30 protein-coding genes and 1 tRNA gene are annotated in these 25,087 nt (G+C 52.1%); 10 read left to right on the forward strand and 21 right to left on the reverse strand.

Going from position 1 to position 25,087, the window contains the following annotated elements; all coding sequences use genetic code 11:
- Positions 1-24 precede the first annotated feature (24 nt).
- Positions 25-96, reverse strand: a tRNA-Glu gene (locus B0B12_RS03210).
- A gap of 138 nt (positions 97-234) precedes the next feature.
- Positions 235-1,098 carry an SDR family oxidoreductase gene (locus tag B0B12_RS03215; RefSeq protein WP_076666038.1) on the reverse strand — a complete coding sequence of 288 codons (864 nt, stop codon included), beginning with the start codon at positions 1,096-1,098 and terminating at the stop codon, positions 235-237.
- A gap of 180 nt (positions 1,099-1,278) precedes the next feature.
- Here B0B12_RS03215 and B0B12_RS03220 point away from each other — a divergent pair, with 180 nt between their 5' ends.
- Positions 1,279-2,601 carry a type IX secretion system plug protein gene (locus B0B12_RS03220; RefSeq protein ID WP_076666039.1) on the forward strand — a complete coding sequence of 441 codons (1,323 nt, stop codon included), beginning with the start codon at positions 1,279-1,281 and terminating at the stop codon, positions 2,599-2,601.
- 231 nt (positions 2,602-2,832) lie between these two features.
- Here the strand turns inward: B0B12_RS03220 and ychF are convergent, their stop codons facing one another.
- The gene (gene ychF / locus B0B12_RS03225; RefSeq protein ID WP_076666040.1) at positions 2,833-3,930 is read right to left on the reverse strand and encodes a redox-regulated ATPase YchF; all 1,098 of its coding nucleotides are present in this window, start codon (positions 3,928-3,930) and stop codon (positions 2,833-2,835) included.
- Positions 3,931-4,062: 132 nt separating this feature from the next.
- Positions 4,063-4,419: a DUF3276 family protein gene (locus B0B12_RS03230; RefSeq protein WP_076666041.1), complete on the reverse strand. Its 357-nt coding sequence runs from the start codon at positions 4,417-4,419 to the stop codon at positions 4,063-4,065.
- Between the two features lie 148 nt (positions 4,420-4,567).
- On the opposite strand from B0B12_RS03230, the gene B0B12_RS03235 reads away from it, so the two are divergent.
- Together B0B12_RS03235 and B0B12_RS03240 are read left to right on the forward strand one after the other, a co-directional pair.
- Entirely contained in the window at positions 4,568-4,978 is a 411-nt protein-coding gene (locus B0B12_RS03235; RefSeq protein WP_076666042.1) for a septal ring lytic transglycosylase RlpA family protein, read from the forward strand.
- A 13-nt stretch (positions 4,979-4,991) separates the two neighbouring features.
- On the forward strand, positions 4,992-5,903 hold the full coding sequence (locus tag B0B12_RS03240; RefSeq protein ID WP_076666043.1) for a DUF58 domain-containing protein: 912 nt from the start codon (positions 4,992-4,994) through the stop codon (positions 5,901-5,903).
- 9 nt (positions 5,904-5,912) lie between these two features.
- Here the strand turns inward: B0B12_RS03240 and B0B12_RS03245 are convergent, their stop codons facing one another.
- Positions 5,913-6,536 carry a DNA-3-methyladenine glycosylase family protein gene (locus B0B12_RS03245; protein WP_076666044.1) on the reverse strand — a complete coding sequence of 208 codons (624 nt, stop codon included), beginning with the start codon at positions 6,534-6,536 and terminating at the stop codon, positions 5,913-5,915.
- Positions 6,537-6,612: 76 nt separating this feature from the next.
- Positions 6,613-7,653: a threonine aldolase family protein gene (locus tag B0B12_RS03250; RefSeq protein ID WP_076666045.1), complete on the reverse strand. Its 1,041-nt coding sequence runs from the start codon at positions 7,651-7,653 to the stop codon at positions 6,613-6,615.
- 79 nt (positions 7,654-7,732) lie between these two features.
- Between B0B12_RS03250 and B0B12_RS03255 the strand changes: the two genes are divergently transcribed.
- A complete protein-coding gene (locus tag B0B12_RS03255) occupies positions 7,733-7,915 on the forward strand; it encodes a hypothetical protein (protein WP_040574265.1) in 183 nt (60 codons plus the stop codon).
- A gap of 107 nt (positions 7,916-8,022) precedes the next feature.
- Here B0B12_RS03255 and B0B12_RS03260 read toward each other — a convergent pair whose 3' ends face one another.
- Both B0B12_RS03260 and pyrE read right to left on the reverse strand, forming a co-directional pair.
- Positions 8,023-8,520 (reverse strand): metallophosphoesterase family protein, encoded by a 498-nt coding sequence (locus B0B12_RS03260; protein ID WP_076666046.1) that lies wholly within the window; start codon positions 8,518-8,520, stop codon positions 8,023-8,025.
- A gap of 56 nt (positions 8,521-8,576) precedes the next feature.
- A complete protein-coding gene (gene pyrE / locus B0B12_RS03265) occupies positions 8,577-9,215 on the reverse strand; it encodes an orotate phosphoribosyltransferase (RefSeq protein ID WP_076667633.1) in 639 nt (212 codons plus the stop codon).
- Positions 9,216-9,324: 109 nt separating this feature from the next.
- Here pyrE and B0B12_RS03270 point away from each other — a divergent pair, with 109 nt between their 5' ends.
- Positions 9,325-10,005, forward strand: a complete 681-nt coding sequence (locus B0B12_RS03270; RefSeq protein WP_076666047.1) for an NUDIX hydrolase — start codon at positions 9,325-9,327, stop codon at positions 10,003-10,005.
- On the opposite strand, the gene coaD is transcribed toward B0B12_RS03270, so the two are convergent.
- The 3 genes from coaD to B0B12_RS03285 all read right to left on the reverse strand — a co-directional run bounded on the left by coaD (position 9,959) and on the right by B0B12_RS03285 (position 12,082).
- On the reverse strand, positions 9,959-10,438 hold the full coding sequence (coaD, locus tag B0B12_RS03275) for a pantetheine-phosphate adenylyltransferase (protein WP_076666048.1): 480 nt from the start codon (positions 10,436-10,438) through the stop codon (positions 9,959-9,961). The two genes, B0B12_RS03270 and coaD, sit on opposite strands and share 47 nt — an antisense overlap.
- 202 nt (positions 10,439-10,640) lie before the next feature.
- Positions 10,641-11,528 carry a DUF3822 family protein gene (locus B0B12_RS03280; RefSeq protein WP_076666049.1) on the reverse strand — a complete coding sequence of 296 codons (888 nt, stop codon included), beginning with the start codon at positions 11,526-11,528 and terminating at the stop codon, positions 10,641-10,643.
- 65 nt (positions 11,529-11,593) lie between these two features.
- The gene (locus B0B12_RS03285; protein ID WP_076666050.1) at positions 11,594-12,082 is read right to left on the reverse strand and encodes an NUDIX domain-containing protein; all 489 of its coding nucleotides are present in this window, start codon (positions 12,080-12,082) and stop codon (positions 11,594-11,596) included.
- 39 nt (positions 12,083-12,121) lie between these two features.
- On the opposite strand from B0B12_RS03285, the gene B0B12_RS03290 reads away from it, so the two are divergent.
- The 3 genes from B0B12_RS03290 (at position 12,122) to B0B12_RS03300 (ending at position 14,688) form a co-directional block, all read left to right on the forward strand.
- Positions 12,122-12,586, forward strand: a complete 465-nt coding sequence (locus tag B0B12_RS03290; RefSeq protein WP_076666051.1) for a PaaI family thioesterase — start codon at positions 12,122-12,124, stop codon at positions 12,584-12,586.
- Positions 12,587-12,755: 169 nt separating this feature from the next.
- A complete protein-coding gene (locus B0B12_RS03295; protein WP_076666052.1) occupies positions 12,756-14,162 on the forward strand; it encodes an ATP-dependent DNA helicase in 1,407 nt (468 codons plus the stop codon).
- Between the two features lie 79 nt (positions 14,163-14,241).
- Positions 14,242-14,688 carry a DUF1573 domain-containing protein gene (locus B0B12_RS03300; RefSeq protein ID WP_076666053.1) on the forward strand — a complete coding sequence of 149 codons (447 nt, stop codon included), beginning with the start codon at positions 14,242-14,244 and terminating at the stop codon, positions 14,686-14,688.
- Positions 14,689-14,763: 75 nt separating this feature from the next.
- On the opposite strand, the gene B0B12_RS03305 is transcribed toward B0B12_RS03300, so the two are convergent.
- From B0B12_RS03305 to B0B12_RS03335, 7 genes are all read right to left on the reverse strand, one after another.
- Entirely contained in the window at positions 14,764-15,087 is a 324-nt protein-coding gene (locus B0B12_RS03305; protein WP_076666054.1) for a DUF423 domain-containing protein, read from the reverse strand.
- A gap of 109 nt (positions 15,088-15,196) precedes the next feature.
- Complete coding sequence (locus B0B12_RS03310) at positions 15,197-16,114, reverse strand: glycerophosphodiester phosphodiesterase (RefSeq protein ID WP_076666055.1); 918 nt, start codon at positions 16,112-16,114, stop codon at positions 15,197-15,199.
- Between the two features lie 104 nt (positions 16,115-16,218).
- Positions 16,219-16,674 carry a DUF2750 domain-containing protein gene (locus B0B12_RS03315; protein ID WP_076666056.1) on the reverse strand — a complete coding sequence of 152 codons (456 nt, stop codon included), beginning with the start codon at positions 16,672-16,674 and terminating at the stop codon, positions 16,219-16,221.
- 41 nt (positions 16,675-16,715) lie between these two features.
- Positions 16,716-17,402 carry a YggS family pyridoxal phosphate-dependent enzyme gene (locus B0B12_RS03320; protein ID WP_076666057.1) on the reverse strand — a complete coding sequence of 229 codons (687 nt, stop codon included), beginning with the start codon at positions 17,400-17,402 and terminating at the stop codon, positions 16,716-16,718.
- 161 nt (positions 17,403-17,563) lie between these two features.
- Positions 17,564-18,616 carry a vWA domain-containing protein gene (locus B0B12_RS03325; protein WP_076666058.1) on the reverse strand — a complete coding sequence of 351 codons (1,053 nt, stop codon included), beginning with the start codon at positions 18,614-18,616 and terminating at the stop codon, positions 17,564-17,566.
- Positions 18,597-19,508, reverse strand: coding sequence for a hypothetical protein (locus tag B0B12_RS03330; RefSeq protein ID WP_076666059.1), 912 nt, complete (start codon positions 19,506-19,508; stop codon positions 18,597-18,599). Before B0B12_RS03330 ends, B0B12_RS03325 begins: the two co-directional genes overlap by 20 nt.
- Entirely contained in the window at positions 19,501-20,382 is an 882-nt protein-coding gene (locus B0B12_RS03335) for a DUF58 domain-containing protein (RefSeq protein WP_076666060.1), read from the reverse strand. Before B0B12_RS03335 ends, B0B12_RS03330 begins: the two co-directional genes overlap by 8 nt.
- Positions 20,383-20,441: 59 nt before the next feature.
- On the opposite strand from B0B12_RS03335, the gene B0B12_RS03340 reads away from it, so the two are divergent.
- On the forward strand, positions 20,442-20,852 hold the full coding sequence (locus B0B12_RS03340) for a DUF4296 domain-containing protein (RefSeq protein WP_244554577.1): 411 nt from the start codon (positions 20,442-20,444) through the stop codon (positions 20,850-20,852).
- A gap of 1 nt (position 20,853) precedes the next feature.
- On the opposite strand, the gene B0B12_RS03345 is transcribed toward B0B12_RS03340, so the two are convergent.
- Complete coding sequence (locus tag B0B12_RS03345; RefSeq protein WP_083704068.1) at positions 20,854-21,210, reverse strand: tRNA-binding protein; 357 nt, start codon at positions 21,208-21,210, stop codon at positions 20,854-20,856.
- 182 nt (positions 21,211-21,392) lie between these two features.
- On the opposite strand from B0B12_RS03345, the gene B0B12_RS03350 reads away from it, so the two are divergent.
- A complete protein-coding gene (locus B0B12_RS03350; protein ID WP_076666061.1) occupies positions 21,393-22,934 on the forward strand; it encodes an FAD-dependent oxidoreductase in 1,542 nt (513 codons plus the stop codon).
- Positions 22,935-23,001: 67 nt separating this feature from the next.
- Here B0B12_RS03350 and B0B12_RS03355 read toward each other — a convergent pair whose 3' ends face one another.
- Positions 23,002-23,589 carry a DUF922 domain-containing protein gene (locus B0B12_RS03355; protein WP_076666062.1) on the reverse strand — a complete coding sequence of 196 codons (588 nt, stop codon included), beginning with the start codon at positions 23,587-23,589 and terminating at the stop codon, positions 23,002-23,004.
- Between the two features lie 72 nt (positions 23,590-23,661).
- Positions 23,662-25,002: an MATE family efflux transporter gene (locus tag B0B12_RS03360; RefSeq protein ID WP_076666063.1), complete on the reverse strand. Its 1,341-nt coding sequence runs from the start codon at positions 25,000-25,002 to the stop codon at positions 23,662-23,664.
- Positions 25,003-25,087 lie beyond the last annotated feature (85 nt).

Raw genomic sequence — 25,087 nt, forward strand, 5'->3', positions numbered from 1 at the left:
AGTTTTAGCTGAGAGGTTTTTTAGTAGTCCGTAGGGGAATCGAACCCCTGTTGCCAGAATGAAAATCTGGAGTCCTAACCCCTAGACGAACGGACCATTCTGTCGTATTGTGATGCAAATATAGGGGCTAGCTTTTATATTGCAAACTGTCGTTCATACTTTTTGTTGGCTAAAAGCCCTGTTTTGGGCTAACTGGTTCATTTTTAACCAGAAAATTTTTGTCCTTTCACCACACTAGGCGCTCAACTGGGGTTCCAATTCAAAATAGGCCTCTAAACTGAACTGGCCAACTGCCGGTGCAATACAGTCTACCTTACTAACAGCTGCCATCACGGCAAGCTTATCGTACAGGGTTCTGCTGAGCAACCGCACAAATGGCAGCAGCGTTTCGACATAATCGAAGGGGATCTCAGTGACGCGCCCGTTATAGCTTGCCGCCTCACAAACTAGCTGCGCCAGTTCCCGACGGGTATAGGTGGCGGGACCGCCCAACTCAATTGTCTGACTAGCGTTGCCGATGCTGGATACGGCAATGCTGGCCACATCACCATCATAGATTGGGTTGATCAGGCTGTCGCCCTGGCCTAGCTGCCCGATGTGGCCTCTGCGTGCCATGATTGCCATTCCCTCTAACATCGAAAACAAGGCAACCGGTTTTAGAATAGTATAAGTGAGCGAACTGTGTCGCAGTGCATTTTCAAAGTCGGCATGTGCCTGGAAGTAAGCCAGCTGCGGAAACCGACCGGCACCAAAGGCCGACACGTAAATGAACTGCTTCACGCCAGCTTGCTCGGCCTCTTTCAGCAGATGAAGATTTGCCTCGTAATCTATTTCATGAAAAGAACCTGCATTCTGGTGGCGCAGGCTTAGATTTTTGCCCATGGCCGATATCACCACATCTATGTCCGTGCAGCACCCCTCTAGTTCATGTGGCCTGGTCGCGTCGGCAAGTATGAGTTCCTCCGGATCCGGAAATAGGGCTTGTGCCTTTTTCAGATGGCGTGCCAATACACGCACCTCATACCTCTGTAGTTTTAGCTCCCGGAAAATATGTCTCCCCAGGTGCCCTGTAGCGCCGGCCAGTAGAACTTTTTTCATATAGAAGGGCTATTCGTTTCGCGATAATTTGTATACGTGCTAAGCATCTGATCTGCAGTGTATTGCAGGAAAAATACAATGGTGCATTACGTTGTTCCTGTAGCTTTGTTCAAAAATTCCTATCTTCGGCTATGCATTGAGTGGGCTATATTTGGCCCCACTTTCAACTGATAAAACTGAATGATGCGCTTAAGTAAGCTAAGTAATGTCCTGGCGCTCGCTTCCATTTGCCTGGGACTGGCGGCCTGTGTTCCGCTTGAGCAGCAAGGCTATGCCACTACGGGCAGCACCGCACAGCAGCCCATCCGCTACGAGGATTTTGTGTACGACGCCAGCATACGCTCGGTGCAGTGTTACCGGGGCACCGGTGGGCCGGAGGCTGTACTGGAACCAGCTGTTGTTTCCTTAGGCCAGGAGCAGCCGATTCTGCTTGAATTTGACCGTTTGAATGCCGGACCGCAACGCCTGGTGGCCAAGCTAGTGCATTGCAATGCCGACTGGACCCCCTCCGGCCTCAATGATGCACAGTTCCTCAACGACTTCAATGAGTTCTTTATTACGGATGTGCAGAATTCCATCAACACCCGGGTACCCTATGTGCACTATCGTTTTCGGGTGCCGCGCGTGAAACTGAGCGGAAACTATGTGCTGCAGGTAAGCGAAGAAGGCGGCAATTTGCTGCTGACCAGACGCATACTCGTGTACCAAAACTTGGTGGCTGTGACAGCCAAACTGGGCGCGCCAACTGGTCCTGAGGGCAGAGCCGCCCGCCAGCCTGTTGAATTCAATGTGTTTTACAAAGACTACGCACTGGTAAATCCGTCACAGGATGTGAAAGCGGTGATGCGCCAGAACCACCGCTGGGACAATGCCAAGGTATACCCGCGGCCAGCCTTTGTGCGTGACGACCAGCGCCGCCTGGAATATGTGTTCTTTGAGGCGAAAGATCATTTCCTGGGCTTGAGTGAGTTCCGTTCTTTTGATTCGCGCAGCATCCGTTTCAAGGGATTAGGTATAGAACAGATCAACCTGGAAGCATCGCCCGTGCACATTAAGCTGCAGCCCGAGCGTAGCCGAGCCGGATTAGCCTACAGCCAGGACCCGGATGCGGACGGCAAGATGCTGTATGGCAACAGGGAGTATGGAAACTCGGTTGTGAACGCCGACTATACCTGGGTTGATTTTGAATTGAAAACAGGAGAGGAGCAGGGAGAGGTATACCTACAGGGTGGCATGACCGAGTGGCAACTGAACGATGAAACCCGCATGCGCTATGACCACGAGCAGCAGGCCTACAAAGGCAGGCTACTTCTGAAGCAGGGCTATTATAACTACTACTATGCGCTAAGGCCTGCCAAAGGGCAGGCACCCGATGCCAGCTATTTTGAGGGCAGCCATTTTGCCACCGGCAACACCTACGATATTCTCATATATTACAGACCGCCCGGCTCCCGCGCTGACCTGCTGATCGGGTATGAAGAAATCCTGTTCAACAACAAGTAAGGCGCCATCATAAATACCCAGTTTTAGGTATTTCGGAAACTGAAAAGACGCTATACCTTTGATTATGACAATAGACTGATACGAACTGAGGCCGGCTTACTATAAGCCCGACTTACACGGCTGGCTTCAGTGACTATCAGATTTTCAAGAGTTTAGGTTTAGCTCCATCGTGAACAAAAAAGGCGGGATCATTCCCGCCTTTTGTCTTTTTATGCTAATCAGGTATAAGCACTATACGTTGAAACGGAAGTGCATAATGTCGCCGTCCTGTACCACATAGTCCTTGCCTTCTACGGCCATTTTACCGGCTTCTTTAATCTTGGCCTCGGTCTTGTATTCCTGGTAATCCTTCAGTTTGATCACCTCGGCACGGATAAAGCCTTTCTCGAAGTCAGAGTGGATAACGCCCGCTGCCTGAGGGGCTTTCCAGCCTTTGCCGATCGTCCAGGCGCGTACTTCTTTTACACCAGCCGTGAAGTAGGTGATCAGGTTGAGCAGGTCGTAAGAGGCGCGGATCAGTTTGTTCAGGCCAGATTCTTTTAGGCCGTACTCTGCCAGGAACATTTCCTTTTCTTCTGGATCCGTCAGTTCAGCGATCTGTGCTTCGATGGAAGCAGAGATGAGTACCACTTGTGCGTTCTCGTTCTTCACATGCTCTTCTAGCGCCTTGGAGAATTCGTTGCCTTCCAGCATTGAGTTCTCGTCTACGTTGGCCGCATAGATCACTGGCTTGTCAGTGAGCAGGTTGAGTTCGCTAACTGTTTCCTTATCTTCTTCAGACGCCTCAAGGCTGCGTGCGTTCAGGCCCTGCTCCAGGTGGTTCTTGTATTTTTCCAGAATCGCCAGCTCTTTCTTGGCTTTGGCATCACCGGCTTTGGCAGAACGCTGCACTTTCTGCAGCATCTTTTCAATTGACTCCAGGTCCTTGAGTTGCAGCTCGGTGTCGATGATTTCTTTGTCAGAGATCGGGTCTACTTTGCCGGCTACGTGCACGATGTTCGGGTCTTCGAAGCAACGCACCACGTGGATGATGGCGTCCACTTCGCGGATGTTGGCCAGGAACTTGTTGCCCAGCCCTTCGCCTTTGCTGGCTCCTTTCACCAGACCGGCAATGTCCACAAACTCGATCACGGTAGGCAATACGCGCTGCGGATTTACCAGTTCCTCCAGGATCTGCAGGCGCTCGTCAGGCACCGTGATCACGCCTACGTTAGGTTCGATGGTACAGAAAGGGTAGTTGGCAGACTCTGCCTTGGCATTCGAAATAGCGTTGAACAAAGTGGACTTGCCCACGTTTGGCAGTCCTACGATTCCGCATCTTAGTCCCATTTATCTTTATCTTGTTTTATATCAGGGTGCAAAGGTACGAATTTTCGGCAAGTATAGAGTAGGGGGCACGGGTATAAAAAAAGCCCGTGTGGTAAACACGGGCTCTCGGTCGCTAAACTAAAAACGGGGAAACTACTCCCACTTCAGTTCTTCATCAAAAGACACCTCGGTAGCAGCCACAGCCACCGGAGCTGCCTCCGTTTCGGTTGGGTTTTCGAGGGCGGCAAGAGCCTCTTCTGTCAAAAGTTCGGATTTAACGTGATCGATTGTGCCCTGCAAGGCTTCCATGAACTTCACGAAGTCCTCTTTGTAAAGGAAGATCTTGTGCTTCTCGTAAGAGAATTCATCATCCTTGAACTTGCGTTTGCTCTCTGTGATGGTCACATAGAAGTCATTTGAGCGAGTTGATTTCACATCAAAGAAATACGTTCTCTTCCCTGCTCTTACTCTTTGGGAATAAATTTCTGCTTTGTCGTTGTTCTCTTCCACCGTGTTATAGACGTTAAATTCAACTTTCTGAACCTAAAGCTAACATATTGTTCTGATATATAAAAATTTTTGAATTTAAAATTTAGCTCTTTAACAGCGCTATAGAGAATTAATTCTATATTTGCCACCGGACCAAATATAGTATAGTATGAATTTGCTTTCACTTATACTAGTATTTCTCTTTTCTTTCAACACCAGCACGGCGCTGTATAAAGCTGACGGTAAGGCATCTTACTACGCTGACCGCATGCAGGGACACCGCACAGCCAATGGCGAGCGCTACGACAAAACGCTGCTGACAGCCGCCCATGCCACACTGCCGTTCAATACTTTTGTGGAGGTAACCAATGTGCGGAACGGTAAAACCGTGGTAGTGCGCATCAACGACCGTATGGCGCCCAGCCGTCACCGCATCATCGACTTGTCAAGGGCTGCAGCAGCGCAGATTGAGCTGATCCGGGAAGGAGTGGCATCCGTGCAGCTGCACGAAGTTCCGGATGATGGGCAACCCGAAATGGCCACCCTCGTTTCTGAGATAAAGCCGACCGGAAAGAAATAAGCCCTATACCTGTATGAAAAAGCCACTCACCCTAGCCGATGTTCAGAAATTTGAAAACATGGAATTTCTGGCCAAGCAGCTGGTAGAGGGTTTTATTACGGGGCTGCACCAATCCCCTTATCATGGCTTTTCAGTGGAGTTTTCGGAGCACCGCCTCTATAACAGCGGTGAGAGTACCCGCCACATCGACTGGAAGGTATACGCCCGCACCGACAAGCTGTTCATCAAGCGCTTTGAGGAAGAGACGAACCTGCGCTGCCACATCCTGCTCGACGTTTCCCCTTCCATGTACTATCCGGTGGAGAACCGGGGGAAGCTCACCTTTAGCGTGCTATGCGCGGCTGCGCTGGCTACCTTGCTCCGCAAGCAACGCGACGCCGTGGGCCTGGTGACCTTTGCCGACTCCATACGCCAGCAAACGCCTGTCAGATCCACGGCCTCTCACCTTCATACCTTGCTATTGCTCTTGCAGAAGCAGCTGGAAGAAGCGCCAACCCGTGCACAAACCGATGTGGCTTCCGTCATTCACCAGATTGCCCAGCAGATTCCGAAGCGCTCGCTCGTGGTTATTTTAAGTGACATGCTGGGGCAGCACGAAAACAGCGACGCCATTTTTGCCGCCCTCCAACATCTCAAACACCAGAAACACGAGGTGCTGATTTTTCACGTGATGGACCGTCGCACCGAAGAGGATTTTGATTTTACCGAGCGGCCTTATGTGTTCGTGGATGTGGAGACAGGGCAGGAGCTGAAACTGCAACCCTCGCAGGTGAAAGAACATTATCGCAGCGCCGTGGCCAACTACAAGCGCGAACTCGAGCTTAAGTGCGGCCAGTACAAAATCGACTTCGTGCCCGTGGACATCAGCGAGCCATTTGACAAGGTGCTGTACAGTTACCTGGTGAAGCGCGCGAAGGTGCGATAGGTATAGCGTTTATTTGGGCGTGTTGTTCAGCGACTGCCACAGGTATTTGCTGGCGATGGTACGGTAGGGGCGCCAGTTTTCCGCAATTTCGAGCATACGTGCCTTCAACGCTTTGCCGCTTTCCTCCAGACCGTAGTGGCGCTTCATGGCATTCTGTATACCTAAGTCATCCACTGGCATCACATCCGGTCTTTCCAAAGCAAACATCAGCAGCATTTCCACCGTCCAACGGCCGACTCCTTTGATCTGCGACAGGTGCTGAATCAGGGCTTCGTCTTCCATCGCATCTATAACGGCATGTTCCAGATTACCGCCTTGCGCAAAAGCCGCTACGTTGCGCACATACCCAATCTTCTGAAAGGAAAGCCCAGCACTGCGCAGCTTTTCATCAGCTGATTCCAACACCAGGTGCGGGTGAGGGTAAGTATCCGGGTATAGCTCCGTGAAGCGTTTGAAAATAGTGGCTGCAGCCTTTACAGAAAGCTGCTGCGACACGATGGAGCTCAGCAATTCAAAGTACAAATCCTCTGACCAGGAAGAGGTCAATGGCTGGCCCCTGTCTATGATAACAGCCATAATCGGGTCTTTTGCCAGCGTGGCTATGATGTCGGAATCGGGGGATTGAAGCGCCATAGTTTTAGGGAGTTGGTGTAGGTATAGGAGAATGCCCTGCGCTGTGGGGATTACGCCACAGCGCAGGGTTTGGTAATTAGGCTTCTACTTGTCGCTTGTTGAGTGAGTGCAGTACCTGGAGCACATGCTGCAGCATCTCCTCGCTCACATCCAGGTGCGTCACAAAGCGCACCATTTGCGGACCGAAGCTGGAGGCCCGTATACCTTGCTCACCCAAAGCGGCCACAAAATCAGCATCCTTATACCTGTCGTTGAGCTTGAAGATGACGATGTTGGTTTGTACGGGAAGCACAAAGTCTACATAATCCGCCTCGTTCAAAACGGCCTCCAGCTGCTTGGCTTTTGCGTGATCTTCGGCCAGGCGCTCCACATGATGATCGAGCGCATAGATGCCGGCTGCGGCCAGATAACCACCTTGCCGGATGCCGCCACCCAAAACCTTCCGGATACGGCGTGATTTTTTAATGAAGTCTTTCTTGCCAAGCAGCAGCGAGCCTACGGGCGCGCCGAGTCCTTTGGAGAGGCAGATGGAAATGCTGTCGAAGTATTTTCCGTACTCCTGTGGGTTCTCACCTGAAGCAACCAGCGCATTGAACACGCGGGCTCCGTCCAGGTGCAGGGCGATGTCGTGGCGCTTGCATACCTCCGAAATGGCCGCGATCTCGGGCAAGGTATAGTAGGAGCCACCTCCTTTGTTGCAGGTGTTCTCCAGGGCAACCAATCGGGTAGGAGGGTAGTGGATATTGTCCGGACGGATGTGTGCCTCTACCTGCGCAGGCGTCATTTTGCCTCGCTCGCCTTGCACCAGTGCCACCGACGCCCCGGAGTTGAACATGATACCACCGCCTTCATACTGGTAAATGTGCGCCGTGATGTCGCAGATCACCTCCGTCATGGGTTCGGTGTGGGCCTTGATGGCGATCTGGTTGGTCATGGTGCCTGATGGGCAGAAAAGGCCGGCTTCCAGCCCGAAGAGGGTGGCAGCTTTCTGCTCCAGCGCGTTTATGGTCGGGTCTTCTTCGTACACGTCGTCGCCTACCTGGGCGGCAAACATAGCCTGCAGCATGGCCGGGGTGGGCTTGGTCACGGTGTCGGATCGGAGGTCTGTTATCGTCATATAGAATTTGATGCGGTAAATACTTTACTTTGTAAAAATAATAACTTACTTTTGCCCTTCAAATTTAAATTTTGCAACGATGGGAGTTACTAGACTTAAAAGAAAAGACCGTAAGAATAAGGCAAGAGCAAACAACAAGGTTGCCAGAATTAAGCAATTGTTGTTGACACCAGTTATCAAGAACGTGGACATGGACGAGCTGCGTGCTCAGTTCGGTGAAGCGCCAAAGAACAAGAAGGAAGAAGAAGCTTCTGCTGAGTAGTCTTATACGGCAAAGTAAAACCATCTGCCTGCCAACGCTGTGAAAGCTTCGGTTGGCGGGTTTTGAAAAGACTTCAAAGTGTGCTTGCACCAGCAGGCACGCTTTTTTTATGCCCTTTTGCCTAGCTCAATCACTTGCAGGTCACGCACCTGGCCATCCTCAATCGAGAAGCGCATCATGGTGCGCACCTGGTGGAAGCCGTGCCGGCCAGCCGCACCCGGGTTCAAATGGAGCAGGTTGTTAAGGCTTTTATCCGGCATTACTTTCAGAATGTGCGAATGCCCTGTTATAAAGAGCCCCGGTGGGTTGGTTTTGATTTCCTGCCGGATGTCGGGGTGATACTTGCCCGGGTAGCCGCCGATGTGTGTCATCAGCACGTCCAGCCCGTTGGCTTCAAAGCGTAACACTTTGGGGTATAGAACCCGGATGTCCTGCCCGTCGATGTTGCCGTACACGCCCCGGAGGGGGGCCACCTCGCTGAGCCGCTCTGCTACTTTGGCTGTGCCGAAATCACCGGCATGCCAGATCTCGTCCCGTCCAGCCAGGTGCCGGAGGATTTGATCATCAACATAGTCGTGCGTATCAGAGAGGAGGCCAATTTTCATGCTATACCTTTAAAAAGGATATTGTCCTTTGTCCAAAAGTCCTTTGTCTCAAAAATCTATACCTTCCAGGTTTCCGGCGATTGGCGCCATTTTGCCAAGGTTGGCAGAGCCGACTCCGGTATGTAACCATTCTGCATGGCGGCTTCGGTCAGCGCCTGGTAATCGCTCAGGCAGTGCAGGGCTATACCTGCTTCTTCAAAATTCTTCTGTGCCACTGCAAAGCCATAGGTGAAAATAGCGGCCATCCCGACCACGTTACCGCCTGCGGAGCGCACGGCCTCTGCCGCTTTCAGCGAGCTGCCGCCTGTCGAGATCAGGTCCTCTACCATCACCACTTTCTGGCCCGGGATCAGCTTGCCTTCGATCTGGTTAGCCATGCCATGACTTTTCGGCTGGGGACGTACATAGAGGAAGGGCATTTCGAGCAGATCGGCCACCAGAGCACCCTGCGCTATACCTGCCGTGGCAACGCCGGCGATGGCTTCGGCCTCCGGAAAGTTCTGTTTGATCATTTCGGCCAATTGCTGCTTGATGTAGCTGCGAATGTGCGGAAAGGACAGGGTAACGCGGTTGTCGCAGTAAATGGGCGAATTCCAGCCGGAACTCCACTTAAAGGGCTGTTCCGGTCTCAATTTCACGGCCTCTGTCTCCAACAGAAAAGAGGCAACCTGATGTGCTGTGGTCTGATTATCCATGGCCGAATTTAAGAAATATTTCCCCTTTTTACCGACCTGTATTTTCTTTGCAGCGAAATATTGATTGATTTGTGTAAATTTCAAGCCTGATACACGAGCACCTTTCCCTATGAACGTTTTCATTAACGATATTCCGCTTATCATCAAAAAGTCAAACGAGAAGGTATACCGTCATCACTACGACCTGGTGCTCGATGCCGAAAACCACTTCACGTCCAAGAGTCTGGTAGGCGATGTGCTCATCAAACGGGCCGATCCGCTGTTGATCGACCGCATCGTGCGCCTGATGGAGGTGAAAAAGCTCAAGAAACTCAACTCCCTTACGCTGGTTGCCAACAAGAAAAAGCAGCTGATAGAGCATCTCAAAGATCAATTCAAGATCGTGAAGGCCGGCGGCGGACTGGTGCTGAAAGACGACAAAATTCTGATGATCTACCGCCTTGGCGTTTGGGATTTGCCAAAAGGAAAACTGAACAAAGGCGAAAAGGTACAGGATGGAGCCGTACGCGAGGTAGAGGAGGAGTGCAACATCAAGGTAGAAGTGCTGAGCAAGCTGCCCAAAACCTGGCACTCCTATGCTTTCAAAGGCAAAAAGATTCTCAAGAAAACCAGCTGGTACCTGATGGCTTGTACCGACGACAGCCTGATGAAGCCGCAAGCAGAGGAGTTTATTGAAGAAGTGCGCTGGATGACGCCGGAAGAAGCCTTTGAAGTGTTACCCAAAGCCTATACCTCCATTGCCTTTATTGTGCGGGAATATCTCCAATCTCTGAAATCCGGAAAGGTATAAAATCATCTACGTTGCCACCGAAGCGGTGAATCTCGCGGATGATGGTCGAGCTGATGGCCGCCAGAGCTGGTGAAGTGATCAGGAATACTGTCTCCAGTTCGGGATTAATATGGCGGTTTGCCTGCGCAATCGTGTTCTCGTATTCAAAATCGGTGGTGTTGCGCAGGCCGCGCAGTAAAAAAGTGGCCCCCACTTCGCGTGCAAATTCTGCCGTCAGCCCCTTATAAGCCTCTGCGCGAATGTGCGGCTGGTCCTTAAATATCCCATTGATCACCTCCACCATTTTGTCCACCGGAATGTAGCGCTGCTTGCTGCTGTTATTGCCGATGGCGATGATGATCTCATCAAACATTTTTGAACCGCGCATCACCACGTCCAGGTGGCCATTGGTAAATGGGTCAAACGATCCGGGGAAAATAGCGGTTCTTTTCATGTTGGAGTTAGTGATTGAGTGATTGAGCGAATGAGTGAGTTGAGAGAATTGCTGATTGTATATTACTGTTTGTTAGCGAGTATGTTTTTTTCGCTACCTGAGTTGTAGTGATTAAGTGCCTGCTTAACGAATGTCGTCATGGGCTACCTTATTAGATAATCATGAATGATTTTAATAATCACTAAATCACTCATTCACTCACTCATTCGCAAAAGTGTAAGCTGAAGAGTTCGAAGTATCGGTGTTCGAACAGGTCGTCGTATTTGTAGCTGTAGCCTACATCGGCGGGGCGCTTGCCAAACTTGACCTGGCGGATGTACTTTTTGAGCATGTTGAAGAGGCCGGAGTCTGGGGTGATGTCGCCCCAGGCAGTAATGGTCTCCTGCTCGGGGTTCATCTTCTGCTCCTGCATCACAAAAATGACAAAGTAGATGAAGTCCTCCGGGCTCAGGTAATGGAACACGTTGCAGAACTGCAGCCCGTTTTCGTCTACGACGAGCACCGTTACGTAATTGCGCTCCACATAAACGTGCATCGTACGACCCGCCTTTCTATCCGATTGGAGCAGCAGGCTCCTGATCAGGGCGCTGGTCTGGTGCATGAAACGGACGTTCCGCTCCGGGAAAAGGCTTTGAGCCATGCGGTAAAGCACACCGTCGATGGCGAAAATGTTCACAGCATCCAGTCCGAAGGTGCGGTTATGAAGAATGACGTGCTGCTGCGGGTCGAGGGTGCTGTGCAGGCGCAGGTAGTCCTCCTGGTGCGCCGGGTCGAAGAGCGTTTCCGGCACGAGCGTGAAAAACTGGTTGCTGATGCTGATGCGGATGTCCAGCCAGCGCTGTTCCTGCAAGATCGGGCTCTGGTCAGCGATCAGGCGCAATTGCTCGGCAATCTGCAGCGGCGTGAACACTGTGATCAGCTCGTAGTCTTCCAGCGCCACAAACTTGTTACGCTCCACATCTACCACGGCCAGGCGCATGGCTTTGGAATTGAGGGCCATGTACAGGTTGCAGTTGCCAGCCTGCGAAAGCTGAAAAGCCTCATCGTGCAGTTGATATGCCAGCCGAAAGTGCGTGTTGATGGTATTCAAGGTATAGGAGCTCCGTGTAATGCTATATTGTGCTATGCAAGTATACTAAAAATATAGTAAAAGGATCATGCCTGCACGAAGCGATGTGGCAATCCGAACAGATCGTCCAGCGAAAAAAGGTAATGGAGTACGCTGTGCTTGTTTGCCAGCGGAATCTCCCGGATCTGGTTCAAGCTCAGAAAAGCGACTTCTTCGATGAGTTGCTGTCCCTCGCCTGCTTCCGGGTCCATACCTGTCACCAGTTCACCACCCGTCACTTCCAGCTCAAAGAACAACTCCACGGCTTGTAGCGGCTCTTCCAGAAACTCGTTGACAAACAGGAAGCGCTTTACTTTGGACTGCAGACCAGTTTCTTCCAGTACTTCCCGTACCAGGCACGCTTCAACGGTTTCACCATACTGCAGTCCGCCGCCGGGTGGTGCCCAGAAAGCGTCGTTGTTGAGCGTGGGTTGGTGGCGAACGAGTAAAAGCTTGTCGTCCTGCAGACAAATGCCGCACACGCGCAGCCTTACTTTGCCGGCATAGGCCTCGGCATTGGGGTTTAGTGTGTTCATGTTTGCGATAGCGAGGTATAGGTGGTAAATTTACGAAATATGATTCAGAGCTATAACCCCGATTTTCGGGCTGATATAAAAGAGAAGCTGGAGCGCCAGGAGTTTATGAAGCTCATGGGCTTTGAGGTAACTAAAATTGAAGAGGGCAGGGTAGAGGGCGAGCTCCTGCTGGAGCAGAAGCACAAACAGCATAAGGGCTTTGCCCACGGTGGCGTCATCGCCACGCTGGCCGATATTGTGGCGGGTTTCGCTGCCGCGAGCCTGGTGCCGAAGGGCCACCATGTGGTCACGGCCGAACTTAAGGTGTCCTACTTCCACCCGGGCGTGGGCGACAAACTGCTGGCCAAAGGGTTCGTGCTGAAGCAGGGCCGCAAGCTCAATTTCTGCGAGGCCGAGGTATACGTGGTGAAAGGAGAGCAGGAACCGCTGCTGATCGCCAAAGCCAGCGCCTCCATGGCCAACATTACACCCGAGGATTTGGAAGGTAGAAAGGTAGAAAGTTAAAAAGGTATAATTTGTTAATGTAGAGGTTTCCGACCCGGATGTCATGTTACAAACTATGATTTTAGCAGGTTGCGGATCTTCTCTCATTACGCTCAATTTTCTACACCCAAAACTTTCAAACACCTCTAACTTTCTAACTCCTAAACTTTTTAACTTTCTAACTTAAAATATGCGTCCAGTAGAGGCACTTAGAACAAGTTTTCCGTTTGAGCCTACCCAGGACCAGGCGCGGCTTTTTGCCAAGCTTGACGAATTTATAGCGGATACCGTATCCGAAAAATCGGTTTTTCTGCTCAAGGGCTTTGCCGGTACGGGCAAGACCACGGTCGTTACCTCGCTGGTGAAGATTTTGCGCACCTTCGGGTATAAGTATGTGCTGCTGGCACCAACAGGCCGCGCGGCCAAGGTGATGGCCTCCTACAGCGGTCGCAAGGCTTTTACCATTCACAAAAAAATCTATCGGCAGACGGCCAATCCCTATTCCGAAGGGCTTTCCTTCACCCGTATGCCCAACAAGGCGGACAAGACCTTTTACATCGTGGACGAGTCCTCCATGATTTCGGATGACAGTGGTTTTGGGCAGAACGGCTTGCTGCAGGACCTGATGGGCTATGTGTTCGAGAACAAGAGCAACAAACTCCTGCTCATCGGCGACACGGCCCAGCTGCCGCCCGTTAACCAGACCCTGAGCCCGGCGCTCAATGCCGATTACCTGAGAAGCAACTTTCGCTGCCAGGTTCACGAACTCGAGCTGCGTCAGGTGATGCGCCAGGCGGAAGCATCGGGTATACTTATGAACGCCACCCAACTGCGCAACCAACTGCAGGGCGACAAGCCCGATATTAAGCTGCACACTAAAGGCTGGCGCGACATCTACCGCATGACGGGCGATAAGCTCGAAGACGGCCTGCGTTATGCTTACGATAAGTTTGGGGTAGAGAATTCTATCGTGATCTGCCGCTCCAACAAGTCTGCCAACCTCTACAACCAGCACATCCGGCGCCAGATCTTCTTTTCGGAGGACGAAATAGGCGTGGGGGACTACCTGATGATCGTGCGCAACAACTATTTCTGGCTGCCCAAGGAGTCGAATATCGGTTTCATGGCCAACGGCGATTTTGTGGAGATCACCAAGATCATCCGGTACGAGGACATGTACGACATGCGTTTTGCCGATGTACGCGTGCGATTCGTTGACTACCCGGAAGAAGAAGAGCTGGAAGTGAAGATCATGCTCGACACGCTATATACCGATGCGCCTGCCCTACCTGCTGAGCAGAACAAGAAGCTGTACGACGCGGTGCTGCAGGATTACGCGGACATTAAAAACAAACGGGAGCGCTCCAAGGAGATGAAGCAGAACCCATACCTGAATGCACTGCAAGTGAAGTTTGCCTACGCGCTCACCTGCCACAAGGCGCAGGGTGGTCAGTGGAAGGCGGTATTCGTGGACCAGGGATTTCTGAAGGATGACATGGTGAACGAGGAATTTGCGCGCTGGCTCTATACGGCACTCACCCGCTCGTCTGATGAGCTATACCTGCTGAACTTTAGCAAGCAACTATTGGTTGACTGATATATTTGGATGTCTTACCAAAACCTTGGAACTTAACAACAGACAAACCGTAACAGCAATAGCTAAACCCTTTATACGTATGAAAAAATTAATCCTGTCTTTTGCAATGGCGGCGCTGGTAGCCGGTGGTGCCGTAGCACAGCAAGGTCCTGCCAAGCAAACAGCCGCACCGCAGGCACAGGCCAAATCAGGTCCTGCCATTACATTCAATGCAACGGAGCACAATTTTGGTGACATTGCGCAGGGCGATGTGGTGGAGCATACCTTCACCTTCACTAACACAGGTACGCAGCCGCTCATCATCGACCGCGTGGACGTAACATGTGGTTGTACTTCCCCTGACTGGACGAAAGAAGCGGTAATGCCAGGCAAGACTGGCTTTGTAAAAGCCAAGTATAACAGCGCCGGCCGTATGGGGCAGCAGAAAAAAGCCATCACGGTACACTCGAACACAGGTGAGCCAACCTATGTTTACATCGTCACCAACATCAAAGAGAAGTCAGCTTCATCTGCGAAAGCACAGTAACGTTTGCTATACCTATAAACGAAAGGCTCCCGGTTATCTGCCTGGAGCCTTTTTGCTTTAGAGCGTTCCTATACCTTAAAGCGCTTTCAGAATGGCGTAGAACAAGGCTGCCCATCCTACGATCATGGCCGTTCCGCCGATCGGGGTAATAACACCCATCCAGGTCACGCCGGTCAGGATCAGGGTATAGAGCGAGCCGGAAAAAATGATGATGCCGATCAGGAAAGCCCAGGCAGCCACCTGCAGGGCCGGATGTTCTATTTTGAACAGCAGCAGCCCCACCGCCAGCAGCGCCAGGGTATGGTACATCTGGTATTTCACGGCCGTTTCAAAGGTCTCGACGCGGTTGGTGGCACGCAGCATGGGGGCCAGGGCGTGCGCCCCGAAGGCTCCAATCATTACACTAAGTGCTCCGAAGGCACTGGCTATTAAGAGTATGGCTTTTTGAGTCACGAGAAGGTTATGTTTTGGTTATGCAGGCGCTAATTTCCGACATAAATCCACCATTTCATAATTCGGGGTATAGGTTTGGGTAATCTGAAATCAATCCGTCTACACCCATCTCTTTCTGCCGCTTCATTTCCGGCAGGTCGTTTATCGTCCAAGGCACTACCTTCATCCCTTTCGCGTGGCAATCCCGTATCAGTTTTGGCGTGACGAGCCGGTAATAGGGGCTGTAGATGTCAGGTATAAAGCCCATCGCCTCCAGGTTCTTGTTCAATCCTTTTACATTCTCCACCAAAAGCGATGTTTTGATGTGCGGGTACTTCCGGTGAAGCACCTGCAATGTGCGCACGTCAAACGACTGGATGATCACCCATTCCGCTATACCTTTCTCCTCGATCACACCCAATAGCATGTCTACAAACTCCTCCGGAGCGGGGTGCAGTTTGTTGTCGCCGCTGGGCTTAGACTTGGTTTCAATGTTATAGTATACCTGTGGTAGCTGTTTCTCCTGCAGGTAGGTCTGCACCGAGTCGATCAGGTCGGAGAGGAGGGGCTTGTAGGTGGCGAGCTTCTCCTGCTGCGGAAACTTAGTGTAGAATTTAGAACCCGCATCGAATGTACGGATGGTGGCATAGTCCATCTGGTAGAGCACATACCTGCTTTTGTCACTGGACGGAATTTCAAAGCCGTCTGGCAGGAGGTCGTGCTCAGGATTGATGTAAGGGTCATGGGAGAGCACCACCTGTTTGTCCCGTGTGATGTGCGTGTCCATTTCCAGGGTAGTCACGCCCAGGTCCAGCGCCCGCAGCATGGCCGGGATGGTGTTCTCCGGCATCAGCCCGCGGGCGCCCCGGTGGCCCTCCAGATCGAAGGCAGGAAGGTGCTGGGCAGTGTTGTCAGGTATGGCGCCTTGTTGTGCGGGCATGGTGCAGGAGTATGTCAGGTATAAGAGCAAGGCAAAAAGCAGGTATTTGTGCATGCGAAATTTTTACAGCAAAGTAGGCCAATAAGCAGGTATAACTATACCTTATACCTGTTAAGAAATGGTTAAGCTTTATAACCTGCCTTTTGCCTCGCTGCGACTTACTCGTCCTCGCCTTCGAGTGCTTCGATCACCTGCTCTTCAAACTCATCCTGGCTATCGTATTGGGTGAACTCCAGGGTTTTATTCTTGTGCTTCAGTTCCTGCACAACGTCCAGTGCCACTACCAGCGGCTCCATTTCACGGCCAATCAGGCTGGCGTCCCAGTCCGGACCTAGCAGCAGCTGGTCGCCGTACATACCTACGCACCAGTTTTCCAGAAACTCAACCAAGCTAATGGACTCCGATTTGTATTCTTTCCAGTCATCTTCTGCGCAAGCCTCTGCTCCGGCTGCGTCGGACCAGAACAGAATCACTTCCGCGTCCTCGAACTCGGCTGAGCTGGAAGTAGCCCAGGTATCGTCGTGTGTCAGGCCCCAAACGCGCTCGGTGTCGACAATGCGCTGGATGAATTTTCTGTAATTGGCTTCCATGTTCTCGTTGGTATGCTCTTGCATGGTGTTGGTTGGTTTAGCGTGAATGATGGTGTAAGGTATAATTATTTGTTGTAATGGCGCGCGCCGAAAATGCCGCTGCCTACTCTTATGAAGGTACTGCCTTCTGCCAGAGCAAGTTCCCAGTCGGAAGTCATGCCCATCGAAATTTCTTTAAAGTCGTCGTTAGCAGCAAAGAAGGTCTCTTTCAGCCTTTCGAAGTAAGCTCGCAGCGTTCGGAACTCGCCCCGGAGTTTCTCTTCATCATCGGTGTTGGTGGCAATGCCCATTACCCCCGTGATACGAATAAAGTGCATGTTGCGGTACTCCTCGCTCTGCAACAGTGCAACCGCCTCGTCGTAGTTGATGCCGAACTTGGTTTCCTCATCGGCTATGTCGAATTGGAGCAGGCAGTTGATGGGCAGGGTGCGGTTAAACTGCTCGGCTCGTTTGTTAATCTCCACCAGCAGCTTCAGGCTGTCGACCGACTGGATGGTGTCGATGAACTGGGCGATCTGTTTCACTTTGTTTGTCTGCAGATGCCCGATCAGGTGCCAGGCAATGTCGTGCGGTAGTTGGTCACGTTTCTCGAGCAGTTCCTGCACTTTGTTCTCCCCGAATAGGCGATGGCCTGCGTCGTAGGCTTCCATGATCTTTTCAGGCGAGTGGGTTTTGGAAACGGCTACCAGGCGGCAGGGCGTCCCACGCAGCCTCTCGTCAAAAAAACGGATGTTATCAGCAATATCAGACATAGTTTTATGTATGGTGTTCAATTCTAGTTCGCGCAATTTGTAAAGCAGGTATAGCTATAAGCCAATTGCTATACCTGTAAAGTAGAGCCAGTTTTGAGGTATAGAGAATCTCAACAATTTTCTAACTTTCTAACTTCCGACTTCTCTAACTCCCAAACTTCCTAGTCTTCCAGCACGTTGGTCATGAAGGTGTTTTTCAGCAGCATCCAGACCACGAGCAGGAACAAGGCCCACTTCAGGTATACCTGGTAATAGTCGTAGGTGTCGCGGAAGCGTTTTTCGTTTATCTCTGTTTTCTCGTACTGGTTGATGTTCCGGAAAATCTCCTGCAAAGCATCGCGTGAGTCGGCTCTGAAAAACTGCCCTTCCCCGGTCTCCGATATCTCACGCAGGCTTTTCTCGTCTAACTGCGTTTCTACTAACAAGGTTTTGCCGTTGGCATCCACGTCGTGTGGCACGAGTCCGTCCTTTCCGATCCCGATCGTGTATACCTTGATCTGGTGCGCATAGGCCAGGCGGGCTGCCATGTTCGGGTCCAGACTGCCGGCTGTGTTCTCTCCGTCGCTGATCAGAATGGCCACCTTGGTTTTGGCACTGGAATCGCGCATACGGTTGATAGCCACGGCCAAAGCGCTGCCAATGGCGGTGCCGTCATTGGGAATCATGCCGTTCTCGATGGAGCGGATGCTTTCGCGAAGCAGTTCGTAATCGGTGGTGAGCGGAGCCAGGGAGTAGGCGTCGCCGGCAAAAACCACCAGCCCGATGCGATCAGCCACACGTCCGTTGATGAAATCAATGGCAACGTCTTTGGCTGCTTCAAGCCGGCTTGGCTTGATGTCCTGCAATTCCATAGAGCCCGACACGTCCATCACCAGCACAATGTCTATCCCTTCGGAGGTTTGCTCTACCTGTTCGTTTATACGCTGCGGGCGGGCCAGGGCCAGCAACACGAGCATCACAAACAGCATGTACACCACATCCGGCACAAAGCGGAGCAGGCTCGACCACTGCCAGCGCACGGTTCCCTCGAACATGGCCATGTCCAGCTTACTGCGCGACTTAAGGCGGACCAGACCCTTCAGCATGAACAGCAACGGCACTACCGGCAGGGCGTAGAGCACCATCGGGTAAACCCAGTCAAAGGAGCGTATCGTGCTCAGGCTAAACCACTCCAGGCTCAGCCAGTCCAGCATGTCATTGCTTATTTCGAGCATTTCCTGTAATTTCTCGGTGAGTTTTGTAGCGGCTTCGGGCAAAGCGGCGCAGCATGCTCAGGGCCTGGTTTGTTTCCTGGTCAGACTCTGCTGTCACGTTGCCGTAAATGGCCTTATCGCACAGACGGAGCGCCACGTTCACTTGTTCATCGTCGTTGTAGTACTCCACAATCTCTTTCGTTGTAAAGGAGTTGATGGCGCTTCTCTCCAGTTTGGTCAGGTAGTTTTTCCAGAGTGCCACGGCTTTTTCCATACTCGTCGGAACGCCCGTTTTCACGAAGCGGTCCACGTGAGAGTTATACCTGGAGTTGAAATAGAGGTGGTCTTTGCGCAATCGGTAAAGCTGGTACTTGATCTTGATCGTCTGTCCGAACACCAGCCACACCAGCGCGACAAAAGCCGCAATGGTCACAATCCAGAGTACCAGGATCGGCCAGTCGAAGCGCTCTTCCACTTGCAGCAGGTTGGTTTGGGTGCGCAATTGAAGGGTAGGGGACACGTCCTGCACCAGTTGGCGCAACACGACCGACCGCTTCGGCGACACAACTTGCAGTGTATCCTTGCCCCGCAGCACAATGGCCGGCAGCTCCAGCGACTGCACTGGCGTGGTGTCGAAGGTGCGCAAGGTATAGACGGTGCTGTCTGTGCTGATGCCCGCGCGCGTGCTGGTCGGGTAATACTCCTGCCGCACCAGCTCGAAGGGAGCGAAATTGTAGCTCGAGTCTGGTAAAATCACCTCCTGAGCAGCCGGGTGCCGGTGTACTAAGGTATAGCGCAAGAGCTCTCCGATGTGCACGGAGTCTTTGCTGAAGCTTCCGGCGGGTGCCAGCAATTGCTGCCCCTGCGTGCCAACGGAGATCAGGCAAAAAAATAGAAGCAGAACGTTACGCACTTTTCTTGGATGTTCGGTTACGCAGGCGGAAAAGGTTCACCAGCTGCATCACATAGTCTTCGTTGGCCTGAATAGCCAGGTAGTTGGCCTGGTATTTCTGGCAGATCCGGATCACACGGTCCTGGTTCTGCTTGTACTGGGCAAAATAATGCTCCTTGAATTCCGCTCCGGAGGTGTTGAGCCAGATGGTCTTGCCCGTCTCCTTGTCCATTACCGGCACAATGCCCAGGCTTGGCATGTTACGCTCGCGCAGGTCCAGCAGCTGAATCACGATCAGGTCGTGGCGCTTTGCCAGCATGGCCAGCTCCCGCTCGTAGTTCACGTCAATAAAGTCAGAGATGAGCAGGATGATGCTGCGGCGCTTGACAATGTCGAGGGTTAGTTTGATACCTGCGGCAAGGTTGGTCTTCACCGATTTTGGTTTCAGCTCGCTGAGCGCCTTGATCAAGGTATAGGCTTGCTCAATTCCCTTGGCAGGCTTGATGTATTTTTCTTTCTGATCGCTGAAGCAGATGATGCCGATCTGACTCTGCTGCCGGGCAGCGGCCAGGGCCAGCACCCCACAGATCTCTTTGCCGACATCTAATTTGTGCTGGCGACCCGTTCCCACGGTCTGCGATGCGCTCACATCCAGCATCAGGAAAACAGACTGCTCTTTCTCTTCCCGGTAGGTTTTCACGAAAGTACCCTGTCCCTTGGCCGACACGTGCCAGTCGATGGAGCGCACATCGTCGCCATACTGGTAGGCGCGCACGTCATCAAACTCCAGCCCCGTGCCTTTAAAAACGGAGTGGAAGTCGCCCTGCATCTGGGTGTTGATGGCTTTGCGTATGCGTATTTCGTACTTGCGCAGCTTTTGAACAAGTTCCTTCATGGGGTAGGGGCTTTGCCTCAGATTTTAAAATTAGGACATATTCCCGTAATATTACATTCGTGAAACGAATTTTATACCTACTTTCCTTCGTCGCGCTGGCTGGCTGCGGCCAAAAAATCGAAAAGCGACCTGCCGATTTGCTGCCCGAACAGAAAATGGTGCAGATACTGGCCGACGTGCACATTGCCGAAGCCCGCATCGAAACCAACGTGCTGTACCCGGACACGGCCCTGATGATCTTCAACAAAGAACAGAAGCAGATTCTGGAAGCGCACGGCGTAGAGGAAGAGGATTTCCGAAAGACCTACCGCTATTACCTGACCCACGTCGAGCAGATGGACAAGCTCTATGAGGTCATCCTGGACACGCTGAGCGTGCGCGAAGCCCGACTGCGCGCTTCCGACACGACGGGTGCTGCTCCGCCACAACCGCCGGTGCCCATACTTGAAGGTATGAAACAGGCGTATTAGGCTAGATCAGTTTGCTGCCGTTTGGCACAGGACCAGCCGGCTGAGCCAGCACAATATCACCGTTTTCGTCTGCAAAGCCTGTCACCAGCACCTCCGACATATATTTCCCGATCTGCTTGTTTCCCAGATTAGTCACACACAGCACCTGTTTCCCGGGCAGGTCGTTTAAGGTATAGTGCTTGGTTATTTGAGCGCTCGAGCGTTTCATGCCCATTGGACCCAGATCTATTAGCAGTTTATAGGCTGGCTTGCGTGCTTCCGGAAATTCAGTGGCTTCCACGATGGTGCCCACCCGGATATCTGTTTGTTCAAAATGCTGCCATGAAATCGTGGGCATGGCCTGTTCGGAGGTATGCATGGTTCTTCTGTTTTTCTCCCCAAGTTAAGGATTCTGCTTTAATATAAGACACGCTATACCTGGTCGCTGGCTTCGTCGGTAACATTCACCCTATACCCGCGTATCCTATGCAACTGGCTTTCTTCCCTTTAAAAAAGCAAAAAGTATAAGTCAGTATAAGCTGTTGCATAAACCCATAAACTATGAAAAGAGAATCCGGAGCTAGTTTACCCGTATGGGTAGAAAATATAGCAATGCCTGTTACAAGTCCCCTTCAAGACAATATCAGATGTGATGTGTGCATTGTCGGTGCAGGTATAGCAGGCGTCACCACAGCCTACCTGCTGGCCAAGGAAGGGCGCGACGTAGTGTTGCTGGAGGCCAAAGAGATAGGCGGTGGCGAGACCAGTCGCACGACGGCCCACCTTTCCAACGCCCTGGACGAGCGCTTTGATGAACTGATCCGGCTCTTTGGCGAGGATGGTGCCCGGCTGGCTGCCCAGAGCCACGGCAAGGCGATCGATAAGATCGAGGAGATCATTAAGGATGAAAAAATTGACTGCGATTTCACCCGTGTGGACGGCTATCTGTTCGCCACAGACAATAAGCAGCAGGATGACTTGATGAAGGAATTGGAGGCGCTCCAGAAAATTGGCTGGCTGGATGTGGTTTTGCGGAAACACAGTCCGCTGAGCACTTTGACAGAGTACCCTTGTTTGCAGTACCCTAACCAGGCGCATTTCCATGTTCTGAAATATCTGTCTGGCCTAGCCAAGGCATTTTTGGAGGCAGGCGGCCGCATCTTTACCAAAACCAAAATAGAACGCTTCGAAACAGGTCCAGTCGTGTCGGCAATATCGAAAGAGGGGCATGCCGTGGCTGCCAACCATTTGGTGGTGACAACTAACACGCCCATCAACGACATGGTGACGATGCACACAAAACAGGCGCCTTACCGCACCTATGCCATTGGGCTGGCTGTGCGACAGGGCGAGGTGCCGGATGCATTGTACTGGGACATGGAAGATCCTTATCATTATGTTCGTCTGCTGAAAGGCAAAACCGGTGGCGAGAACGCGGAAGACCTAGACCTGCTCATAGTAGGAGGGGAGGACCACAAAACGGGGCAGGCAGAGAACTTAAGTCAGCGCTTCGACGCACTGGAACGTTGGACCCGCAAGCACTTCCCGATGGCGAAAGAAGTGGTATACCGCTGGTCTGGGCAGGTACTCGAACCGGTGGACGGGCTTGGCTTTATCGGCCGCAATCCGGGCGACTCCGAGAACGTGTACATCGCCACAGGCGATTCTGGCCATGGCATGACACACAGCACCATTGCCGGCATGCTCATAACTGATCTGATTCAGGGGAGGCCGAACCCCTGGGAGAAACTCTACGACCCGGCACGAAAGAACACCAAATCGGTAGGCGAGTTTTTGAAGGAAAACCTCAATGTAGCCGCGCAGTTCAAAGATTTTGTGACACCCGGTGAGGTGAATGACCCGATGGAGGTCCTGCCGGGAACAGGCAAGATCATGCGCAAAGGTATGAGCAAAGTGGCTGTCTACTGCGATCAGGATGGCGTGCGGCACCAATGCTCGGCCGTGTGCACGCACCTGGGCTGCCTTGTAAACTGGAACGAAGTAGAGCGTTCCTGGGATTGTCCTTGTCACGGTTCCCGCTTTGATCCCTTTGGCAGGGTGATCACGGGTCCGGCGACCAAAGACCTGGGTCCGGCTGAGTAATTAGCCGATTACAAAAGAAAAGCCCTGTTTTGTGATGTTACAAAGCAGGGCTTTTTTGATTTTGGTCTTATTTCCAGGCGTCCAGTTCCTTCAGGCGCCGGGATATTCTTTCATCCCAATCCTGCTGAACCTCGGCATCCAGTCCGTGGCGGGAGGCTTTGTCGAACTGGTCCTGTTCTGCTTTCCAGGCTTTAAAGGCGTTACCGACCGTGGAGTTCAGGTTGGTTTTCAGGTTGCCGCACGAGGCGCCCAATTCCTGCAACTGGCGACGCAGCAGGCGGGCATGTACTTCTGTGAGGTCAAAATGCAGTTGCTCATGTGCCAGCAGCTTCTCCGACTTTTTGTTCTTCGACCATGATTCACCGGGAAGGAACACACACTTTACTTCGTAGTAAAATTTATTGTCTTTGCAGCGGGCATCTACGGCCAGGTTGGCGGCCGTAAGGGCGTGGTGGGGGTTGCTGGACTCGGGTATTCCCCTGAAGTCTTCCCAGTTCAGTTTCCGGGTGGCAGACCAGGCCAGCTGTTCCGTATTGGAAACGCTGCGGTTGGCTGCGTTCGGAACGTAAATGACAGAGGCCGGCGAACCGGCTGGGGTGGCATGCGGCAATAGCAAGCCCACCAGTAGGCTAAGGAGTAGAGTAAAGATAAACATTGGCTAAAAGTTTAAAAAGTCTCTATCGGGGCAACAGCGTTACCTGAAAATAGGTGCCACTATTGCATTTTTTTATTTACTAAGCCTGCTGCTTAGCATTTTAAAACGTGAGAATAGTAATATGGCGGCAACAGACAAACCTACCAACAAACCGGTCCAGACGCCGTGCACACCGAAACCGAGTTTGAAACAGAGGATGTAACCGACCGGCAGACCGATGACCCAATAGGCAATCAGGGAGATAAGCCCCGGTATGCGCACATCCTCCAGTCCCCGCAGCACACCCAATCCTACTACCTGCACCCCATCCGAAATCTGGAACAGAGCGGCAATAATAAGCAGGGTGGAGGCCAGCTCGATCACCAGCGGGTCGTCCAGGTACAGGGAAGGTATGAAATTTTTTCCGGCAATCATAAGCAATCCGCTCAGCATCATGAACAATACCCCCATGATAAAACTGCTGTTACCAGCCACTTGCATCGACCTGAAGTTGCGCATCCCTTTTTGGTTGCCCACCCGGATTGTGGCTGCCGCTGCAATGCCACTGGCCATCATGTATGTGACTGACGCCACGTTAATGGCAATTTGGTGAGCGGCTAGTTCACGCGCGCCCAGCCACCCGATCATAATGGCCGAGAAGCTGAAGGCACCCATTTCAAACACCATCTGCCCAGATATGGGCAGGCCGAGCCGGAAAATGTGGTACATGTGCACAAAAGAAAGGTGCCGAAAGGTGAGGAAACGGTGAAAAGCCGCAAAGCGCCTGCCGTACAGCACATAGCCCCCCATCATCAACGCCATCACAACGCGCGAAATCAAGGTAGCCCAGCCTGCCCCGACTAAGCCCATGGGCTCAAAGCCCAGTTTACCATAAATGAGGATGTAGTTGAGCACCACGTTGAGCGCGTTGGCCACAATGGAAATGTACATGGCCTGCTTGGTGAGCGAAAGCCCTTCTGCAAACTGCCGGAAACCCTGAAATAGCATCAGCGGCACCATCGACAGAAACAGGATATTGATGTACGGAATGGCCTGTTTAACTACCTCTTCGGGTTGGTTAAGCCAGGTGATGTAGGGAGAAAGAAAGTAACCGGCGATGAACAGGAGGATGCCCAACAGCAGGTTCGAAAACAAACCATTGAGCAGCAGCAACGAAATGCGGGTATAGTTGCGCCTGCCGTCCGCAGCAGCAATCAGGGGCGTGATGCTGAACGAGACCCCCATCCCGAACACCATCGTGATCGTGAAGATGCTATTGCCCAGCGACGCGGCCGCCAGCGGCACAGTCCCGGTTTGGCCCACCATTACACTGTCGACCACACTCACCAAGATGTGCCCTAACTGGCTGAGTACTACAGGGTATGCCAGCAGGAAATTTTTACGGAAGTGGTCTTTATATTCTAATGGTAGCATAGGGCGTCGGAAAAAGGACTGCAAAATTAGTACTTTTTCTTTAGCCTGACACCTGTGAAGTTACATTCGTAAGCGTCTTTGATCG

The organism is Pontibacter indicus (assembly GCF_900156345.1).
GTDB classification, from domain to species: Bacteria; Bacteroidota; Bacteroidia; order Cytophagales; family Hymenobacteraceae; genus Pontibacter; species Pontibacter indicus.

What these genes read in the sequence shown, in the direction of transcription:
- B0B12_RS03215 (WP_076666038.1), bottom strand. Translation starts at nt 1,098, where the DNA reads ATGAAAAAAGTTCTACTGGCCGGCGCTACAGGGCACCTGGGGAGACAT.
- B0B12_RS03220 (WP_076666039.1), top strand. Translation starts at nt 1,279, where the DNA reads ATGATGCGCTTAAGTAAGCTAAGTAATGTCCTGGCGCTCGCTTCCATT.
- ychF (WP_076666040.1), bottom strand. Translation starts at nt 3,930, where the DNA reads ATGGGACTAAGATGCGGAATCGTAGGACTGCCAAACGTGGGCAAGTCC.
- B0B12_RS03235 (WP_076666042.1), top strand. Translation starts at nt 4,568, where the DNA reads ATGAATTTGCTTTCACTTATACTAGTATTTCTCTTTTCTTTCAACACC.
- B0B12_RS03240 (WP_076666043.1), top strand. Translation starts at nt 4,992, where the DNA reads ATGAAAAAGCCACTCACCCTAGCCGATGTTCAGAAATTTGAAAACATG.
- B0B12_RS03245 (WP_076666044.1), bottom strand. Translation starts at nt 6,536, where the DNA reads ATGGCGCTTCAATCCCCCGATTCCGACATCATAGCCACGCTGGCAAAA.
- B0B12_RS03250 (WP_076666045.1), bottom strand. Translation starts at nt 7,653, where the DNA reads ATGACGATAACAGACCTCCGATCCGACACCGTGACCAAGCCCACCCCG.
- B0B12_RS03255 (WP_040574265.1), top strand. Translation starts at nt 7,733, where the DNA reads ATGGGAGTTACTAGACTTAAAAGAAAAGACCGTAAGAATAAGGCAAGA.
- B0B12_RS03260 (WP_076666046.1), bottom strand. Translation starts at nt 8,520, where the DNA reads ATGAAAATTGGCCTCCTCTCTGATACGCACGACTATGTTGATGATCAA.
- pyrE (WP_076667633.1), bottom strand. Translation starts at nt 9,215, where the DNA reads ATGGATAATCAGACCACAGCACATCAGGTTGCCTCTTTTCTGTTGGAG.
- B0B12_RS03270 (WP_076666047.1), top strand. Translation starts at nt 9,325, where the DNA reads ATGAACGTTTTCATTAACGATATTCCGCTTATCATCAAAAAGTCAAAC.
- coaD (WP_076666048.1), bottom strand. Translation starts at nt 10,438, where the DNA reads ATGAAAAGAACCGCTATTTTCCCCGGATCGTTTGACCCATTTACCAAT.
- B0B12_RS03285 (WP_076666050.1), bottom strand. Translation starts at nt 12,082, where the DNA reads ATGAACACACTAAACCCCAATGCCGAGGCCTATGCCGGCAAAGTAAGG.
- B0B12_RS03290 (WP_076666051.1), top strand. Translation starts at nt 12,122, where the DNA reads ATGATTCAGAGCTATAACCCCGATTTTCGGGCTGATATAAAAGAGAAG.
- B0B12_RS03295 (WP_076666052.1), top strand. Translation starts at nt 12,756, where the DNA reads ATGCGTCCAGTAGAGGCACTTAGAACAAGTTTTCCGTTTGAGCCTACC.
- B0B12_RS03300 (WP_076666053.1), top strand. Translation starts at nt 14,242, where the DNA reads ATGAAAAAATTAATCCTGTCTTTTGCAATGGCGGCGCTGGTAGCCGGT.
- B0B12_RS03305 (WP_076666054.1), bottom strand. Translation starts at nt 15,087, where the DNA reads ATGATTGGAGCCTTCGGGGCGCACGCCCTGGCCCCCATGCTGCGTGCC.
- B0B12_RS03310 (WP_076666055.1), bottom strand. Translation starts at nt 16,114, where the DNA reads ATGCACAAATACCTGCTTTTTGCCTTGCTCTTATACCTGACATACTCC.
- B0B12_RS03315 (WP_076666056.1), bottom strand. Translation starts at nt 16,674, where the DNA reads ATGCAAGAGCATACCAACGAGAACATGGAAGCCAATTACAGAAAATTC.
- B0B12_RS03320 (WP_076666057.1), bottom strand. Translation starts at nt 17,402, where the DNA reads ATGTCTGATATTGCTGATAACATCCGTTTTTTTGACGAGAGGCTGCGT.
- B0B12_RS03325 (WP_076666058.1), bottom strand. Translation starts at nt 18,616, where the DNA reads ATGCTCGAAATAAGCAATGACATGCTGGACTGGCTGAGCCTGGAGTGG.
- B0B12_RS03335 (WP_076666060.1), bottom strand. Translation starts at nt 20,382, where the DNA reads ATGAAGGAACTTGTTCAAAAGCTGCGCAAGTACGAAATACGCATACGC.
- B0B12_RS03345 (WP_083704068.1), bottom strand. Translation starts at nt 21,210, where the DNA reads ATGCATACCTCCGAACAGGCCATGCCCACGATTTCATGGCAGCATTTT.
- B0B12_RS03350 (WP_076666061.1), top strand. Translation starts at nt 21,393, where the DNA reads ATGAAAAGAGAATCCGGAGCTAGTTTACCCGTATGGGTAGAAAATATA.
- B0B12_RS03355 (WP_076666062.1), bottom strand. Translation starts at nt 23,589, where the DNA reads ATGTTTATCTTTACTCTACTCCTTAGCCTACTGGTGGGCTTGCTATTG.
- B0B12_RS03360 (WP_076666063.1), bottom strand. Translation starts at nt 25,002, where the DNA reads ATGCTACCATTAGAATATAAAGACCACTTCCGTAAAAATTTCCTGCTG.